The sequence below is a fragment of the Streptomyces sp. NBC_01775 genome, from assembly GCF_035917675.1.
Lineage (GTDB): Bacteria > Actinomycetota > Actinomycetes > Streptomycetales > Streptomycetaceae > Streptomyces.
This window is the reverse complement of sequence record NZ_CP109104.1, coordinates 7,784,959-7,805,485: the sequence shown is the minus strand read 5'-3', so window position 1 is coordinate 7,805,485 and position 20,527 is coordinate 7,784,959. Positions and strand designations below refer to the sequence as shown.

Annotated in this window: 1 protein-coding gene; it reads left to right on the top strand. The window is 72.2% G+C overall.

Annotated features, from left to right (window positions below):
- Position 1 precedes the first annotated feature (1 nt).
- Complete coding sequence (locus tag OHB04_RS34455) at positions 2 to 20,482, top strand: type I polyketide synthase (RefSeq protein WP_326808986.1); 20,481 nt, start codon at positions 2 to 4, stop codon at positions 20,480 to 20,482.
- Positions 20,483 to 20,527: the final 45 nt, after the last annotated feature.

Sequence of the window (20,527 nt, the reverse complement as noted above, 5' to 3'; positions counted from 1 at the left end):
GATGGGTAGTCACCGCGCGCTTGAAGCCTCAGCACCACGTGATCCGGCGGCACTACGCGACCCGGCCACGCCACGCGATCCGGCCGCGCCACGCGATCCGGCCACGCCTGAAGAGCCGCCCTTCGAGGTCGCGATCGTCGGGCTGTCCTGCCGGCTGCCGTCGGCACCCGGCCCGGCCGCCTACTGGCGGCTCCTCCAGCGGGGCGAGAGCGCGATCTCGGACACGCTGGGCACCCGGGCCGGTGGTCCGGGTGCCCGCGTCCGCCACGGCGGGCTGCTGGAGAGCGTGGACGGCTTCGACGCGGACTTCTTCGGCATCTCACCCCGCGAAGCCGAGGGAATGGACCCGCAGCAGCGGCTGATGCTCGAACTCGGCTGGGAGGCGCTGGAGGACGCCGCGCTCGTCCCCGGAGCGCTGCGGGAGAGCCGGACCGGGGTGTTCCTCGGCGTCATGACCGACGACTACGCGAACCTGCTGGCGCGGCACGGGCGTTCCTCCCTCAGCCACCACGCGCTCGCCGGGACCGCACGCGGCATCCTGGCCAACCGCGTCTCCTACGCCCTCGGGCTGCGCGGCCCCAGCCTGACCGTCGACGCGGCGCAGTCCTCTTCGCTGGTCGCGGTGCACATGGCCTGCGAGAGCCTGCGCACGGGCGAGTCGACGCTGGCGCTCGCGGGCGGCGTGAACCTCATCATCGGCCCGGACAGCACCGCCAGGACCCACCGCTTCGGCGGCCTGTCCCCCGACGGCCGCTGCTACACCTTCGACGCACGCGCCAACGGCTACGTACGCGGAGAGGGCGGCGGCCTCGTCGTCCTCAAACCGCTCGACCGGGCGGTGGCCGACGGCGACCGTGTGTACTGCGTCATCCGGGGCAGCGCCGTCAACAACGACGGCGCCACCGACGGCCTGACCGTGCCGCACCCGGCCGGCCAGGAGGACGTGCTGCGCCGGGCACTCCGGCGGGCGCGTACGGCACCGGCCGAGGTGCAGTACGTCGAACTCCACGGCACGGGAACGCCGGTGGGCGACCCGGTCGAGGCCGCGGCGCTCGGGGCCGCGTACGGCGACGGGCGGGCCGAGGGCGAGGGCAATGCTGGGGTGCCGGAGCGCGATGCCGGGGCCCGCGGGGGCGATGCCGGGGCCCGCGGGGGCGATGCCGGGGCCCGCGGGGGCGATGTCGGGGCGCTGCGGGTCGGCTCCGCGAAGACCAATATCGGCCACCTGGAGGGCGCCGCGGGCATCGCGGGGCTCCTCAAGGCCGCGCTCAGCATCCGCCACCGGCAGCTTCCCGCGAGCCTCAACTTCGACGCGCCGCCTCCCGGCATCCCGCTGGAAGAGCTGGGGCTGCGCGTGCAGACCGCCACGGGCGACTGGCCGCGTGCCGACGAGCCGCTGACGGCGGGCGTCAGCTCCTTCGGCATGGGCGGCACCAACTGTCACGTCATCCTGTCGGAGGCTCCGGCGGAGGTCTCGGAGGCCTCCGCCGGAGCCTCCGAGGGGAGCGGGGACGCGGACCCTGTGGTGCCGTGGCTGCTGTCCGCGCGGTCCCCCGCCGCGCTGCGCGCGCAGGCCGAGCGGCTGCGCGACCACCTCGCCGGAGAGACCGGCACCCCCGACGCCGATGCCGACACCGACACCCGCACTGACGCTGACACCAACGCGGACGGGACGGGTTCACCGGATGGGGCCGGGACGGACATACGTGCGGTGGGCTGGTCCCTGGCGACCACCCGGACCGCCTTCGAGCACCGTGCCGTGCTGCTGGGCCGTGACCGCGCCGAGCTGACGGCGGGCCTCGACGCCCTCCTGTCGGGTGAGCCCTCCGGCAACCTCGTGACGGGCCGTTGTGACGAGGCAGGCGGCGGCATCGCCGTCCTGTTCACCGGTCAGGGCAGCCAGTACCCCGGCATGGGACGCGAGCTGTACGCCCAACTGCCTTACTTCGCCGCACAGTTCGACGAGGTGTGCGCGGCCCTGGACCGGCGGCTCGGGCGGGAGCTGTCCCTGCGCGAGGTCGTCTTCGCCGAGGAGGGCACCCCCGAGGCGGAGCTGCTGCACCGCACCTCCTACACCCAGCCCGCGCTCTTCGCCCTGGAGACCGCGCTCTTCCGCCTCTACGCCCACTGGGGGCTACGCGCGGACCACTTGATCGGCCACTCCGTCGGCGAACTGACCGCCGCGCACGTCGCCGGCGTCCTCTCGCTGGAGGACGCGGCCACGCTCGTGGCCGCGCGCGGACGGCTGATGGAGGCGCTGCCCCCGGGCGGCGCGATGCTCTCGGTCGAGGCCACCGAAGCGGAGGTCCTGGAGACCCTGGCCCCGGCACGCGTGTCGCTCGCCGCCGTCAACGGCCCCGCCTCGGTGGTCGTCTCGGGTGCGGAGGAGGCCGTCTCCGAGCTGGAGGCGCTGTGGCGGGAGCGGGGGCGCAAGGTCAAGCGGCTGCGCGTCAGCCACGCCTTCCACTCGCACCTGATGGAGCCCGCGCTGGAGGAGTTCGGCCGCGTCGCCCGCGAGCTGACGTACCACGCGCCCACGATCCCCGTCGTCTCCAACGTGACCGGACGCGCCGCGACGGCGGCCGAGCTGTGCGACCCGGACTACTGGGTGCGCCATGTGCGACAGGCGGTGCGGTTCGCCGACGGCATCGCGACGCTGCGGGAGCTGGGCGCGGCCTGCTACCTCGAACTCGGCCCCGGCGGCGTGCTGACCGGGATGGCCGGGGACTGTCTGGCGTCGGGTGCCGGGGACGTCCTGGCCTCGCGGGCAGCGGGCGTCCTGGCCTCGCGGACAGGGGGCGCGGTTGACGGTGGCGCCGATGCCGGCCCCGTACTGATCTCGACCCTCAGTACGCGGCGCGCCGACCCGGAGGCCGTCCTCACCGCGCTGGCCCGCGCACACGCGTGGGGCGCCGAGGCCGACTGGAGCGCGGTGCTCGGTGGTGCGGGCCGCAGGGTGGCGCTGCCCACGTACGCCTTCCAGCGCACCCGCCATTGGCCCACGGGCCTCGGCCTCGAGGGTGAGGTGGACGGGAACGAGAACGTGGGCGTGGACGGGGGTGCGGTGGGCGGTTCTGACGCCGCTGTCCCGGAGGCCATGGCGGACGGCGCGGACGAGTCGGGGGACGCCCCCGGGACGACTCCGTGGCGCAGGCGGGTGGCGAGCCTCGGGGGGCCCGAGCGGCAGCACGCGGTGCTGGATCTGCTGCGCACCACGGCGGCCCTCGTCCTCGGACACGTCACGGCGGAGTCCGTCGACGCCCGGCGGACGTTCAAGGAACAGGGCTTCGACTCGGTCTCCGCCGTGGAGCTGCGCGACCGGCTGGCCACCGCCACCGGACTGCGGCTGCCCGCCGCGCTCACCTTCAGCTACCCGACACCGGACGTCCTCGCTGAGCACCTGTGCGCCGAGCTGACGGCCGCCGCAGGGGGCCACGGCGAGGGCGGTGCCGATCCGCGGACCGGGCGCGTCACATCGAGGGGAGAGCGCTTCGAGGGCGCTGGCGACGAGCCGCTCGCCATCGTCGGCATGGCCTGCCGTTACCCGGGCGGGGTCGGCTCACCGGAAGACCTGTGGCAGCTCGTCGCGCAGGGCACGGACGCCGTCGGCCCGTTCCCGACGAACCGGGGCTGGGACCTGGACGCGCTCTACGATCCCGACCCCGAGACCCACGGGACCTCGTACGTACGGCACGGCGGCTTCCTGTACGACGCCGACCTGTTCGACCCCGCCTTCTTCGGCATCAGCCCGCGCGAGGCGACCGCGATGGACCCGCAGCAGCGGCTGCTGCTGGAGGTCTCCTGGGAGGCGCTGGAGCGCGCGGGCATCGCTCCCGAGACGCTGCGGGACCGTCCGGCCGGGGTGTTCGTCGGCGCCACCGCGCAGGAGTACGGACCCCGCCTGCACGAGGCCCCCGAAGGGCTGGCCGGTCATCTGCTGACCGGCAGCACCTCCAGCGTCGCCTCCGGACGCATCGCCTACACGCTGGGCCTGCGCGGACCGGCCGTCACCGTGGACACCGCGTGCTCGTCCTCCCTGGTCGCGCTCCACCTCGCCGGTCAGGCGCTGCGCGACGGCGAGTGCTCACTGGCGCTGGCCGGGGGCGCGATGGTCATGTCAGGGCCCGGCATGTTCGTGGAGTTCAGCCGCCAGCGCGGGCTGGCCCCCGACGGGCGCTGCAAAGCCTTCGCCGCCGGCGCCGACGGCACCGGCTGGGCCGAGGGCGCGGGCATGGTGCTGCTCGAACGGCTCTCCGACGCACGCCGCAACGGGCACCCCGTCCTCGCCCTCCTCAAGGGCTCGGCCATCAACCAGGACGGCGCCAGCAACGGACTGACAGCGCCCAACGGGCTGTCGCAGCAGCAGGTCATCCACCAGGCCCTGGACAGCGCGGGGCTCGCCGCCGCCCACGTCGACATGGTCGAGGCCCACGGCACCGGGACAGCCCTCGGCGACCCCATCGAGGCGGAAGCACTGCTCGCCACCTACGGCCGGGCCCACTCGGCCGAACGCCCCCTGTGGCTGGGCTCGCTCAAGTCGAACATCGGGCACGCGCAGGCAGCCGCCGGCGTCGGCGGCGTCATCAAATCGGTGATGGCCCTCCGGCACGGTGAACTCCCGCGCACGCTGCACGTGGACGAGCCGTCGCCGCATGTCGACTGGGCGGATGGCGCCGTCTCCCTCCTGACCGAGGCCCGGCCGTGGCCCGCCCTGGAGGATGAGCGACCGCGCCGCGCGGCGGTGTCCTCGTTCGGGATCAGCGGGACGAACGCCCATGTGATCCTGGAAGCCGCACCCCCGCCTGCTTCGGCACCGGACGAGTCGGGCGAGAGCCCGGCTGTCCCTTGGCTGTTGTCGGGCAAGAGTGAGGGTGCGCTGCGGGACCAGGCGGCACGCCTGGCCTCCTTCGTGACGGAGCGGCCCGAGGTCGAGGTCGCGGAGATCGGGCGTGCGTTGGCGGCCTCGCGTACGCATCACGCGTACCGGGCGGGGGTCGTCAGCCAGGAGCGCGGCGAGCTGCTCGAGGCGCTGGACGCGCTGGCTCAGGGGTTGCCGCATGCGGCGCTGGTGGAGGGGGTTGCCTCGCCGGATACCGGCAAGACGGTGTTCGTCTTTCCCGGTCAGGGCTCGCAATGGGCCGGGATGGGCGTTGGTCTGCTGGATTCCTCGCCGGTCTTCGCCGCGAGTTTGCGGCAGTGCGCGGATGCCTTGAGCACGTACGTGGACTGGGACCTGTTCGACGTCCTCCACGAGCGGGCCGGAGCACCGGGGTTCGATCGGGTGGATGTGGTCCAGCCCGCACTGTTCGCGCTCATGGTCTCGCTCGCCCGGGTGTGGGAATCCCACGGCATCCGGGCCGACGCCGTCATCGGACACTCACAGGGCGAGATCGCCGCCGCGCATGTTGCCGGGGCACTCAGCCTGGATGACGCGGCGCGGATCGTGTGCCTGCGCAGTCAGGCACTGGTCACCCTCGCGGGGACAGGTGGCATGGCCTCGATTCCCTTGAGCGCCGAGAAGACCGCCGCACGGCTCGCCTCGTACCCAGGGCTGTATGTCGCCGCGCACAACGGGCCCGAAAGCACCGTGATTTCAGGCGACGCCAGCGCGCTCGCCGAAATGGTCGCCGCCTGCCAGAGCGAGGGCATCCGCGCCCGCACCATCGACGTCGACTACGCCAGCCACTCCCCCCACATCGAAAACCTCAACCACATCACCCAACTCCTGGAAGGGATCACACCCCGCCCCGCCCAGATCCCCTTCTACTCCACCCTCACCGGCACCCGACTCGACACCACCCAACTGACAGCGGACTACTGGTACCGCAACCTGCGCCACCCCGTCCTCCTCGAGCAGACCCTCCGCCTCCTCCACGAGGAAGGCCACCACACCTACATCGAGACCAGCCCCCACCCCGTCCTCACCACCCCCATCCAAGACACCACCGGAACCGCCACCGTCCTCGGCACACTCCGACGCAACGACGCCACACCCACCCGCCTGCTCACCACCCTCACCCAAGCCCACACCCACGGACACACCCCCACCACCTGGACCACCACCCAAGACGCCCCCCTCACGCTAGACCTCACACCCGACCTCCCCACCTACCCCTTCCAGCGTCAGTCCTACTGGCTCACCGCCGCCCCGCGCACCGATCTCCGGGGATCCGGGCTCGCGGCGGCGGGGCATCCGCTGCTCGGTGCTGCGGTGGAGTTGGCGGAGGGCGATGGGGTGGTGCTCACGGGGAGGTTGTCCGTGCAGGAGCACCCGTGGCTGAAGGACCATGCGGTCGGCAGGGTGGCCGTTCTGCCGGGGACTGCGTTCCTCGAACTCGTGCTGCGGGCCGCTGCTCAGGCGGGCTGCGGGCACGTGGAGGATCTGACGCTGGAGGCCGCCTTGCCGCTGCCGGCGAGCGGCGGCGTCGTCCTCCAGGTCAGGATGGGCGCGGACGACGCGTCCGGGCGCCGTTCCGTCAGCGTGCACGCGCGGCCGGAGACCGTCGAGGACACGCTCGACGAGGTCCCCTGGACCCGGCACGCACAGGGCTGGGTGACGCCCCTCGACACAAGCACCGGCGAAGAAGCGGAATCGGCGTCCGCGTCGGCGTCCGCGGCCTGGCCTCCGGCCGGTGCGACGCGTCTCCCGGTCGAGGGACTTTACGAGCGGCTCGCCGACGAGGGGTACACCTACGGCCCGGCCTTCCAAGGGCTGGCAGCCGCGTGGCAGCACGGCTCCGACGTCTACGCGGAAGTCCGACTGGACGAGGAACAGCGGGCGGCGGCAGGGGAGTTCGGGGTGCATCCCGCCCTGCTCGACTCCGCGCTGCACGCGCTCGCGCTGGGGGACGGCCCGCTGCGGGCCGACGGCGAGGGCGGCATCTGGCTCCCGTTCTCGTGGAGCGGGGTGTCGCTGCGCGCGACGGGGATGACGTCCGCCTACGTCCGGTGGTCGCCGCTCGCGGACGGTGCGGTCTCGTTGACCATCGCCGATGGTTCGGGATCCCCGCTGGTCAGCGTCGCGCAGCTGGCGCTGCGGCCGGTACGCCTCGACAGCATCCGTCCCGACGGCCTCGGGGAGCCGGGTCGCCTCGTCGCGGGCGGGAGCACCGGAAACGGTGCGCTCTTTCAGCTCGACTGGTCGCGCCTGCCGGACGTGACGCCTGCCCCGGCCCCCGCGTCGGCGGCGCTGCTCGGGGCGGCGGACGGGGCCGGGCTCGGCTCCACGGACGGGGCCGGGCGCGGGCTCGGGACGGCGGACGGGGTCGGGACGGCGGCTGCCGGGACGGTCCGGTACGCGGATCTGACCGCGCTCCAGCGGGCGCTCGCCTCCGGCGCCGATGTGCCCGAGGTGGTCGTCGCGCCGATCGCGCTCGCGGGAAGCCCGAACTCGCTCTCGGCTGATACGCCCCCGGACGGCGGCAACCAGGATGTGTCGGCGCCGCCCATGGGCGAGGCCGCCCGTCACGCCGTCCACGCCGCGCTCGCGCTGGCTCGCGAATGGCTCGCCGACGAGGCGCTGGCCGCCTCACGACTCGTTCTCGTCACGCGCGGCGCCGTCGCGGTGGGCCAGGTCGTCGGCCCCGGCCCGGCGGGCACCGACCCGGTCGACGCCGACCCGATGGGCCCCGACCCGGTCGGCGCTGCGGTGTGGGGGCTGATCCGTACGGCGCAGAGCGAGAATCCGGGACGGTTCACGCTGGTAGACGTCGACGAGAGCGAGGCGTCCGCCGACGCGCTGCTGACCGTGGCGGTGACGCCCCGCGACGAGACTCAGCTCGCTTTGCGCGAGGGCGCGGCATACGCCCCGCGCCTCGTCCCCTTCATCCCCTTCGTGCCCACGCCTCCCTCCGGGGACGCGGAGGCGGAGGCGCCCGCGGAGGCAGACGCAGAGGCAGACGCGGAAGGCGGCGTACCCGAGCTGCTGCCGCGTCCCGAGGGCACGGTGCTGATCACGGGCGGCACCGGCACGCTGGGCGGGCTGCTCGCCCGCCACCTGGTCGCCGAGCACGGAGCGCGTCACCTGCTGCTGACCAGCCGACGCGGACCCGACGCACCCGGCGCCCGCGAACTCGAAACCGAACTCACCGCCCTGGGCGCCCACGTCACCCTCGCCGCCTGCGACGCCGCCGACCGCGACGCCCTCACCACCCTCCTCACCTCGATCCCGGACCAGCACCCGCTGACCGCCGTCATCCACACCGCCGGCGCGCTCGACGACGGGGTGCTCACCGCGCTGTCTCCCGAGCGGATCGACGCGGTGATGCGGCCCAAGGCGGACGCCGCCTGGAACCTCCACGAGCTGACGGCCGGGGCGGACCTGGACGCGTTCGTCCTCTACTCGTCGGTGATGGGCACGCTCGGTGGAGCGGGGCAGGCCAACTACGCCGCCGCCAACACCTTCCTCGACGCGCTCGCCCAGCACCGCCGCGCGCGCGGTCTGCGCGCGACCTCGCTCGCGTGGGGGCTGTGGGCCGAGGGCACCGGCATGACCACGCATTTGGACGGTACGGACCTCGCACGCATGACCCGCGGCGGGGTGGCACCGCTCAGCAACGCGCTGGGACTCGCGCTGTTCGACGCCGTACAGGGGCTGCCGGCGGGAGCCACGGGAAAGCCGCTGACACCTCCCGTCGTCGTCCCCGCCCGCCTCAGCGCCGCCTCGCTGCGCGCGCAGGCCGAAGCGGGCTCGCTGCCGTGTGTGCTGCGCGGCCTGGTGCGCGCCCCGCTGCGGCGCGTGGTGGCGCACGACGCGGCAGAATCCTCGGCCTCGCCCTCGTCCTGGGCGGATCGGCTCGCCGGGCTGGACGACGGCGAGCAGCATCAGCTCCTGCTCGACCTCGTACGCGGTCACGTGTCCGCCGTCCTCGGACACGCACAGACAGGCCGCGACGACGAACGCCCCTTCAAGGAGCTGGGTTTCGACTCACTTACGGCGGTCGAACTCCGCAATCGCCTCAACACGGCGACAGGGCTGCGACTGACCGCCACCCTCGTCTTCGACCACCCGACCCCGGCAGCCCTGGCCCGGCATCTGCGCGAGCAGCTGGCGGGCGGCGAGAAGGCCGTGCGCGGCGTGGTGCCTCGTACGGGGGGCGGGTACGCGGATGAGCCGATCGCGATCGTCGGCATGGCCTGCCGCTACCCCGGCGGGATCACCTCGCCCGACGACCTGTGGCGACTGGTGTCGGAAGGACGCGAAGGCATCGGCGGCTTCCCCGAGGGGCGGGGCTGGGACCTCGACGCCCTGTACGACCCCGACCCCGAGCACCCCGGTACGAGTTACACCCGACGCGGCGGCTTCCTCCATAACGCCCACCACTTCGACCCCGACTTCTTCGGCATGAGCCCCCGCGAAGCCCTCGCCACCGACCCCCAACAACGACTCCTGCTGGAGACCACCTGGGAAGCCCTCGAGAACGCCGGGATCCTGCCCTCCTCACTGCGCGGCAGCCGCACCGGCGTCTACACCGGAATCATGTACGGCGACTACGGCGGCCGGCTCCAGCAGGCACCCGAGGAGTTGGAGGGGTACCTCCGCAACGGCAGCCACGGCAGTGTCGCCTCCGGACGGGTGTCGTACACATTCGGCTTCGAAGGGCCGGCGGTCACGGTCGACACGGCGTGCTCGTCGTCGCTGGTCGCCCTGCACATGGCCGCCCAGGCACTACGCGGCGGCGAATGCGACATGGCTCTCGCGGGCGGCGCGACCGTCATGGCGACGCCTGCCACCTTTATCGAGTTCAGCCGACAGCGGGGCCTGTCGGAGGACGGCCGCTGCAAATCCTTCGCGGCAGCAGCTGACGGCACCGGATTCTCGGAAGGCGTCGGCCTGCTGCTCGTCGAGCGACTCTCGGACGCCCAGGCGAAGGGCCATCCAGTGCTGGCCGTCCTGCGCGGCTCGGCCGTCAACCAGGACGGCGCCAGCAACGGACTCACCGCACCCAACGGACCCTCACAGCAACGCGTTATCAACGCCGCCCTGACCGGAGCGGGGCTCGCCGCCGCTGATGTCGACGCCGTGGAAGCGCATGGGACGGGCACCACGCTGGGCGATCCCATCGAGGCCCAGGCGCTGTTGGCGGCGTACGGGCAGGAGCGGGACTCGGAAAAGCCCTTGTGGCTGGGCTCGATCAAGTCCAACCTCGGCCACACCCAGGCGGCGGCCGGGGTCGCCAGCGTGATCAAGATGGTGCAGGCCATGCGGCACGGGAGCCTGCCGGAGACCTTGCACGTCGATGAGCCCTCACCCCACGTGGACTGGTCCAGCGGCGCCGTCTCCCTCCTGACCGAGACCCGGCCGTGGCCGGAGTTGGACCGGCCCCGTCGCGCGGGCGTCTCCTCGTTCGGAGTGAGCGGGACGAACGCCCACGTGATCCTGGAGGCGGCACCCGTCCCGGAACAGTACGACGATGCTGGCAAAGCCCCCGTCGATGTCGTCCCGGTGCTGCTGTCCGCCAAGAACCAGGACGCGCTGCGGGGGCAAGCCGCCCAACTGGCCGCGTTCCTCAACGAACGGCCCGAGGTCGAGGTCGCGGAGATCGGGCGTGCGTTGGCGGCCTCGCGTACGCATCACGCGTACCGGGCGGGGGTCGTCAGCCAGGAGCGCGGCGAGCTGCTGGAGGCGCTGGACGCGCTGGCTCAGGGGTTGCCGCATGCGGCGCTGGTGGAGGGGGTTGCCTCGCCCGACCCGGGCAAGACGGTGTTCGTCTTTCCCGGTCAGGGCTCGCAATGGGCCGGGATGGGCGTTGGTCTGCTGGAATCGTCGCCGGTCTTCGCCGCGAGTTTGCGGGAGTGCGCGGATGCTTTGAGCGCGTACGTGGACTGGGACCTGTTCGACGTCCTGCACGAGCGGGCCGGGGCACCGGGGTTCGATCGGGTGGATGTGGTCCAGCCCGCACTGTTCGCGCTCATGGTCTCGCTCGCCCGGGTGTGGGAATCCCACGGCATCCGGGCCGACGCGGTCATCGGACACTCACAGGGCGAGATCGCCGCCGCGCACATCGCCGGAGCGCTCAGCCTGGACGACGCCGCGCGGATCGTGTGCCTGCGCAGCCAAGCACTGATCACCCTCACGGGAAGCGGCGGCATGGCCTCGATTCCCCTGAGCGCCGAGAAGACCGCCGCACGGCTGATCCCGTACCCGGGGCTGTATGTCGCCGCGCACAACGGGCCCGAAAGCACCGTGATTTCAGGCGACGCCAGCGCGCTCGCCGAAATGGTCGCCGCCTGCAAAAACGAGGGCATCCGCGCCCGCACCATCGACGTCGACTACGCCAGCCACTCCCCCCACATCGAAGATCTCCGCCCTGCCTTGCACAAGGCCCTCAAGACCCTCACACCCCGCCCCGCCCAGATCCCCTTCTACTCCACCCTCACCGGCACCCGACTCGACACCACAGAACTGACAGCCGACTACTGGTACCGCAACCTGCGCCACCCCGTCCTCCTCGAACAAACCCTCCGCCTCCTCCACGAGGACGGCCACCACACCTACATCGAAACCAGCCCCCACCCCGTCCTCACCACACCCACCCAAGACACCACCGGAACCGCCAACGTCCTCGGCACACTCCGACGCAACGACGCCACACCCACCCGCCTGCTCACCACCCTCACCCAAGCCCACACCCACGGACACACCCCCACCACCTGGACCACCACACCACCCACCACAAACCACCCCCACCTCGACCTCCCCACCTACCCCTTCCAACACCAGCCCTACTGGCTCGCTCCGCAGGTTGTCGGTGCCACGGATGTGGCGTCCGCCGGGCTGGACGCGTCCAGCCATCCTCTCCTCGGCGCCGCTGTCCAACTTCCGGACGGGAGCGCCCTGTTCACCGGGAGCATCTCTCTCGTCGATCACCCGTGGCTCGGCGACCACGCGGTGTACGAGCAGCCGCTGCTCCCGGGTGCCGCGTTCGCCGACCTGGCGCTGTACGCGGGTGACCGCACGGGGTGCGGTCACCTCGAAGAGCTGACGCTGCACGCGCCGCTGCCCCTGTCGGAGCAGGCCGCCGTTCAGCTCCAGGTCCTCGTCGGCCCGTCCGAGGGGGAGGAGGGCGGACGGCGCGCCTTGACCGTCCGATCACGGCCGCGTATCGGCCGTACCAACGGGGTCGATGACGGCGGTCTGGGCGGCTGGAGCCAGGAAGGCGACTGGACGCAACACGCCACCGGGACGCTCGCACCCAACGCACCGACAACCGCTGCCGGAGCCACGGGCCCGTACGCCCGCCCGTCCGCTCACTCATTCACCCAGCAGTGGCCGCCGGCGGGAGCCGTGCGCCTCGACACGGACGCGCTGTACGACACGTTGGCCGCGCGTGGCCTCGACTACGGTCCCGCCTTCCAGGGGCTCGGCGCCGCGTGGCGCGTCGGCGACGCCATCTACGCGGAGGTCACACTCCCCCAGGACGCCGAGACCGCCGAGAGCGCCCGGACCGCCCAGACCACCGCCAAGGCCCACGGCGCGGTGACCAGCCGGACCGAGGCCCGCGAGCACGCGCTGCATCCCGCGCTTCTCGACGCCGCGCTGCACACCCTCTTTCTCGGTCCGCAGGGCTCGTCCGCAGCAGGGGAGGACGACGGGGCGACCGGAGTGGTGCCCCTGCCGTTCTCCTGGTCAGGAGTGACGCTGAGCGCGACCGGCGCCTCCGCGCTGCGGGTCCGGCTGTCGCCCATCGGCGAGGGGACGGGCACGGTGTCTCTGGAGCTGACCGATGTCGCGGGTCACCCCGTCGCGACGGTCGAGACGCTGACCACGCGTCCCCTCGCCCGCGACCAGCTCGTACGCTCCGCCCGACGCCAGGACACCCTCTTCGACCTGACCTGGCCGCTCCTCGCGCCGTCGGACGAGGGCGCCGGGGAGACCGGGGAGGCCGGGGAGACCGGGGAGGCGGCGTCAGCGGGACGGCTGACGTCGGCCGTCGTCCTCGAACGCGAGGCATCGGGCACGGGGGTTGGCGACTTCGACACGTACGGCTTCCCAAGCCTGACCGCCGGGTTCTCCAGCCTGGCCGCCTTGCGGGAATCCCTTGAGGACGACGGGGGCGGTGACGGGCCCCGCCCGGATGTCGTTCTGCTGCCGTTCTCCCCAGCCGACCCCGTCGACCCTGTCGGCCCCTTCGGCCCCATCACTCCCGTCGATCCCGTCGATCCCGCTTTCGAGACCCGCCGCGCGACGACCTATCTGCTCGCGCTGCTGAAGGACTGGCTGTCCGACGACCGCTGCGCCGACATACGGCTGGCGGTGCTGACGCGGGGTGCTGTGGCCACCGAGTCCAGCGAGCCGGTCCACGACCTCGCCGGGGCCGCGCTGTGGGGACTCGTCCGCAGCGCGCAGACGGAGCACCCAGGGCGGTTCCAGATTGTCGACCACGACGGTACGGAAGCGTCCCGGGCCGCACTCGCCCAGGCCGTGGCGACAGGCGAGCCCCAGCTCGCACTGCGGGACGGCGCCCTGCACGTACCCCGGTTGCGCAAGTCCGAGGCGACAGCGTGGAAGGAGTCCGCAGCGGCTCGGGAAGGGGAAGGGAGGGCAGCTGCACGGGAGTTCGCCCTGCGTCCGGACGGCACGGTGCTGATCACGGGCGGGACCGGCACGCTGGGCGGGCTGCTCGCCCGCCACCTGGTCGCCGAGCACGGTGTGCGTCACCTGTTGCTGACCAGTCGACGCGGACCGGACGCACCCGGCGCCCGCGAGCTGGAAGCCGAACTGCTCGCCCACGGCGCCCACGTCACCCTCGCCGCCTGCGACGCCGCCGACCGCGACGCCCTCGCCGCCCTCGTCGCGTCGATCCCGGACCAGCACCCGCTGACCGCCGTCATCCACACCGCCGGAGTACTGGACGACGCCACACTCACCTCCCTCACCCCCGAACAGCTCGCCACCGTCCTGCGGCCGAAGGTCGACGCCGCCTGGAACCTCCACCAACTGACGGCAGACGCCGACCTGGACGCGTTCGTCCTCTACTCCTCCGCCGCCGGCACCCTCGGCAACCCCGGACAAGCCAACTACGCAGCCGCCAACACCTTCCTCGACGCACTCGCCCACCACCGCCACACCCAAGGACTCCCCGCCACCTCCCTCGCCTGGGGACTCTGGGAAGACACCAGCGGACTCACCAACCATCTGGACCACACCGATCAGGCACGTCTCGCGCGTAACGGGCTGAGTCCTCTCACGGCTTCGGACGGCATGGCAGCCTGGGAGACGGCGGTCCGCGCCGGCGCGCCGGCCTGCACGGCCGCGCGCTTTCACCTTCCCGCGCTGCGCGCCCAGGCGGAGGCAGGCACCCTCTCCCCCGTCCTACGCGGCCTCGTCCGCACTCCGCTGCGCCGCACCGCCGCTGCCCGGGGTGGTGCGAACGCCTCGTGGGCCGAGCGCTTGGCGGAACTGGAGCCGAACGAGCAGCGCCAACTGCTGCTGGATGTGGTGCGTACGCACGTGGCGGCTGTCCTCGGGCACACGCGGGCGGCGAGTGGCACGGACGAACGCCCCTTCAAGGAGCTGGGTTTCGACTCGTTGACGGCGGTCGAACTCCGCAACCGCCTCAACACGGCAACGGGGCTGCGACTGACCGCCACCCTCGTCTTCGACCACCCGACCCCGGCAGCCCTGGCCGACCATCTCCTCGCCCAGATCAATGGTTCGACCGGCCCGCAGAGGGCGGCTCTCACCCCGAGGACGAGGACGACCGGCGCGGGTGAGCCGATCGCGATCGTCGGTATGGCCTGCCGCTACCCCGGCGGGATCACCTCGCCCGACGACCTGTGGCGACTGGTGTCGGAAGGACGCGAAGGCATCGGCGGCTTCCCCGAGGGGCGGGGCTGGGACCTCGCCACCCTGTACGACCCCGACCCCGAGCACCCCGGTACGAGTTACACCCGACGCGGCGGCTTCCTCCACGACGCCCACCACTTCGACCCCGACTTCTTCGGCATGAGCCCCCGCGAAGCCCTGGCGACGGACCCACAGCAGCGGCTCCTGCTGGAGGCAACCTGGGAAGCCCTCGAGAACGCCGGGATCCTGCCCTCGTCCCTGCGCGGCAGCCGCACCGGCGTCTACACCGGAATCATGTACAACGACTACGGCGGACGACTCAGCCACCACATCCCCCAGGAGCTGGAGGGATACATCGGCAACGGCAGCAGCGGGGGCGTCGTCTCCGGCCGTATCGCCTACACCTACGGCCTTGAGGGGCCGGCGGTGACGATTGACACGGCATGCTCGTCGTCGCTGGTCGCCCTGCACATGGCCGCCCAGGCACTACGCAACGACGAGTGCGACATGGCCGTCGCCGGCGGCGCCACCGTCATGGCCACACCAACAACCTTCATCGAATTCAGCCGACAGCGGGGCCTCTCGGAGGACGGCCGCTGCAAATCCTTCGCCGCAGCAGCTGACGGCACCGGATTCTCAGAAGGCGTCGGCCTACTACTCGTCGAACGCCTCTCGGACGCCCAGGCGAAGGGCCACCCAGTACTCGCCGTCCTCCGCGGCTCCGCCATCAACCAGGACGGCGCCAGCAACGGACTCACCGCACCCAACGGACCCTCACAACAACGCGTCATCAACGCCGCCCTGACCGGAGCGGGGCTCGCCGCCGCCGACATCGACGCCGTGGAAGCGCATGGGACGGGCACCACGCTGGGCGATCCCATCGAGGCCCAAGCACTCCTCGCCACCTACGGCCAAGAACGGCCCGAGGAGCGTCCATTGTGGCTGGGCTCGATCAAGTCCAACCTCGGCCACACCCAGGCGGCGGCCGGGGTCGCGGGCGTCATCAAGATGGTCCAGGCCCTCCGGCACGGCGAGCTCCCGCGCACGCTGCACGTGGACGAACCGTCGCCGCATGTCGACTGGACGGATGGCGCCGTCTCCCTCCTGACCGAGGCCCGGCCGTGGCCCGCCCTGGAGGATGAGCGACCGCGCCGCGCGGCGGTGTCCTCGTTCGGGATCAGCGGGACGAACGCCCATGTGATCCTGGAAGCCGCCCAGGACACACCCGTCGAGGAACACCCCGAACCTCCCAACCTCCCCCTGCTCCTGTCCGCCAAGAACCAGGACGCACTACGCCAACAAGCCGCCCAACTCGCCACGTTCCTCAACGAACGGCCCGAGGTCGAGGTCGCGGAGATCGGACGCGCGTTGGCGGCCTCGCGCACGCATCACGCGTACCGGGCGGGGGTCGTCAGCCAGGAGCGCGGCGAGCTGCTCGAGGCGCTGGACGCGCTGGCTCAGGGGTTGCCGCATGCGGCGCTGGTGGAGGGGGTTGCCTCGCCGGATACCGGCAAGACGGTGTTCGTCTTTCCCGGTCAGGGCTCGCAATGGGCCGGGATGGGCGTTGGTCTGCTGGATTCCTCGCCGGTCTTCGCCGCGAGTTTGCGGCAGTGCGCGGATGCCTTGAGCACGTACGTGGACTGGGACCTGTTCGATGTCCTGTATGAGCGGGCCGGGGCACCGGGGTTCGATCGGGTGGATGTGGTCCAGCCCGCACTGTTCGCGCTGATGGTGTCGCTGGCGCGGGTGTGGGAATCCCACGGCATTCGGGCCGACGCGGTCATCGGACACTCACAGGGGGAGATCGCCGCCGCGCACATCGCCGGAGCGCTCAGCCTTGATGACGCCGCGCGGATCGTGTGCCTGCGCAGTCAGGCACTGGTCACCCTCGCGGGAAGCGGCGGCATGGCCTCGATCCCCTTGAGCGCGGAAGAGACCAGCGCCCGGGTGGCGGACTACCCAGGGCTGCATGTCGCCGCGCACAACGGGCCCGAAAGCACCGTCATTTCAGGCGACGCCAGCGCGCTCGCCGAAATGGTCGCCGCCTGCAAAAACGAGGGCATCCGCGCCCGCACCATCGACGTCGACTACGCCAGCCACTCCCCCCACATCGAAAACCTCAACCACATCACCCAACTGCTGGAGGGGATCACACCCCGCCCCGCCCAGATCCCCTTCTACTCCACCCTCACCGGCACCCGACTCGACACCACCCAACTGACAGCGGACTACTGGTACCGCAACCTGCGCCACCCCGTCCTCCTCGAGCAGACCCTCCGCCTCCTCAACGAGGACGGCCACCACACCTACATCGAAACCAGCCCCCACCCCGTCCTCACCACCCCCACCCAAGACACCAACCCCCACACCACCGTCCTCGGCACACTCCGACGCAACGACGCCACACCCACCCGCCTCACCACCACCCTCACCCAAGCCCACACCCACGGACACACCCCCACCACCTGGACCACCACCCAAGACACCACACCAACCCACACCCTCACACCCAACCTCCCCACCTACCCCTTCCAACACCAGCCCTACTGGCTCCACACCCCGCAAGCCGCCACCACGAGCGGGTGGGCGGGGGCGCTGGGGATGGTGGAGGTCGGGCATCCGCTGCTGGGGGCGGCGTCGCATCTGCCGGACGGCGGTCATTTGTTCACCGGCAACATCTCCCTCACCGCGCATCCGTGGCTCGCGGACCACGCCGTGCATGGCACGGTCCTGCTTCCGGGGGCGGCGTTCGCCGATCTGGCGCTGTATGCCGCGACATACACGGACAGCCCACACCTGGAAGAGCTGACCTTGCAGGCTCCGCTCGTCCTGGCCGAGGAGGGTGCCGTCAGTCTGCACCTCCTTCTCGGTGCTCCGGACGAGGTGACGCGGCGTCGCTCCGTTACCGTGCACTCCCGTCCGGAGGGCGTCGCCGAGGGCGACGACACCGCGGCACGTGGCTGGACCTGCCACGCGACAGGCGTGCTCGCTCCGGCACCGGCGCCCAGCACGGAGCCCGTCCCGGACGCCCTCCTCCCCCACGCCCCGTGGCCGCCCGCCAACGCCACGCCTCTCGAAACCGCTGACTTCTACCAGACACTCGCCGGGCACGGACTCGACTACGGTCCCCTCTTCCAGGGGCTCGGTGCGGCGTGGCGGCTGGGCGACGACATCTACGCCGAGGTCGGTCTGCCCGCCACGGAGGACGAGGTCTCCGCAGCCGCGGTCACAGCCACAACCGGAAGCACGGCCGCAGCCTCAGCCGGCCACCCGCTCCATCCGGCACTGCTCGACGCGGCGTTGCACACGGCGTTCCTTGCCGCATCCGGGCCGCTGGACCTGGATGGGGGGCAAGTGGCGCTCCCGTTCGCGTGGTCGGGGGTCACGCTGCATGCCACGGGTGCCTCGGCCCTGCGGGTGCGGCTGACACCCGACGGGCCGGAAGGTCTGGCCCTGGCGATGAGCGACGAGGCAGGAGAGCCCGTGCTCACCGTTCGGGGGCTCACCGCGCGCCCCATCACCGCGGACCAGCTGGCGGCGGTCGCCCGTCGGGGGGCGCGACGGCTCGCCCTGCATCAGCTCGCCTGGTCGCCGCTCACCCCGGCGTCCGCCCCGCCGCACACCTCGCCGTTCACCCCGGCCTCCGGGGACGCCGCCGACCCGGCGCCGGACACCACCCGCTGGGCGCTGCTCGCCAACACCGAGGCCAGCACGGAGGCCGACACCGACGCCAACGCCCACACCCACGCCATGTTCGCCGAGCCCCAGCTCGGCGGCGGCGCACTCGACGTCCCCGTCCACCCCGACCTGGCTGCCCTCCGAAACACAGCCTCTTCCGTCGCCGTCCCCGAGATCGTCCTCGCCCCGTTCGGCACCACGCGTACCGAGGACGACGACCCGGCGACGGCCGCGCGTGCGCTCGCACAACAAGCGCTCGCACTGATGCAGGAGTGGCTGGCCGAGGGGCATGCGGGGGACGCGCGGCTGGTGTTCCTGACCCGTGGTGCCGTGGCCGTTTCCGAGGACGAGCCCCTGGCCGACCTGCCCGGCGCCGCCCTGTGGGGACTCGTACGCAGTGCGCAGACCGAGAACCCCGACCACTTCCAGATCGTCGACCACGACGGCGCCCCGGAATCCTTCGCGGCGCTGGCTGCGGCGATCGCCTCACGCGAACCCCAACTAGCCCTCCGGCAAGGTGAGTTGGCTGTACCGAGACTGACGAAGGCTCCAGCACTCGGCGCTACCGACGGCCACGGCACCGCCCCCGTGACAGGCGGCACCGTCATCAGGACAACCGGCCCCGGCTCAGGCGGCACCGTCCTCATCACCGGCGGCACCGGCGCCCTCGGCGGGCTCACCGCCCGGCACCTGGTGGCGGAGCACGGGGTGCGGCGTCTGCTGCTGACCAGTCGCAGTGGGCTGAACGCGCCCGGAGCCACGGAGCTGGCGGCCGAACTCACGGCGGCGGGTGCGGAGGTGACCGTCGCCGCCTGCGACGCGGCCGACCGCGACGCGCTCACCGCACTCCTGACCACCATCCCCGACGCACACCCCCTCACCGCCGTCTTCCACACGGCCGGTGTGCTGGACGATGCCACGCTCACCTCTCTCACTCCGAAGCAGCTGGCGACCGTCATGCGGCCCAAGGCGGACGCCGCCTGGAACCTCCACGAGCTGACGGCAGACGCCGACCTGGACGCGTTCGTCCTCTACTCCTCCGCCGCCGGCACCCTCGGCAACCCCGGACAAGCCAACTACGCAGCCGCCAACACCTTCCTCGACGCACTCGCCCACCACCGCCACACACATGGTCTGTGCGCGACCTCTCTCGCCTGGGGTCCGTGGCAGCGGACCAGCGCGCTGACCTCGAACCTCACCGGTACCGACCAGGCACGGATCACGCGCAACGGGCTGCTGCCGCTGTCCGACGACGACGGGATGGCGCTCTGCGAACAGGCGCTCACCTCCGGGCTCCCCGCCACCACGGCCGTACGGTTCAGCCCGTCCGCCCTCCGGGGTGGGGACGTGCCGCCGGTGCTGCGCGGGCTCGTCCGGGCTCCGGCGCGCCGAAGCACCGGTGTAACCGGCGTCGGCACGGGCTCCCGTACGGACGGGGGCGGCGCGGAGACAGCGGGCGCGCTGCGGCAGCGGCTGACGGGGCTCGCCCCGGAGGCTCAGCGTGACGTGCTGCTGGAGTCGGTGCGGCTGACCGCCGCGGCGGTGCTCGGGCACGGCTCTCCTGAACGTATCGAGGCCGAACGCGGTTTCCTCGACATGGGTTTCGACTCCCTGACCGCCGTGGAATTGCGCAACCATCTCGCGACGGCCACCGGAATGCGTTTCCCGGCGACTCTCGTCTTCGACCATCCGACGCCCAACGCGCTCGCCACATTCCTCCAGTCGGAATGCGGCCCGGTCGACCCAGCGACCGGCCCGGCCCATCCGGGCGGACCGGCCGGCCCGGACGGGCGTCGCGCGGCACTTGCGGGGATCGACTCTCTCGAATCCTCGCTCTCCGCCCTCTCCTCGGACGACCGCGGCGCGGTCTCCACACGGCTGCGCGGCATCCTGCTGCGGCTGTCGGGGCCCGAGAGCACCGCCGACGCCGAGATGTCCGCTGTGACCAGCAAGTTCGAGGCTGCGGACGACGACGAGATGTTCGCCTTCATCGACAACGAACTCGGTCTCTCCTGATGCCCGCCCCGTCGAAGGAATTTCCTCACATGAACACCGAGAACA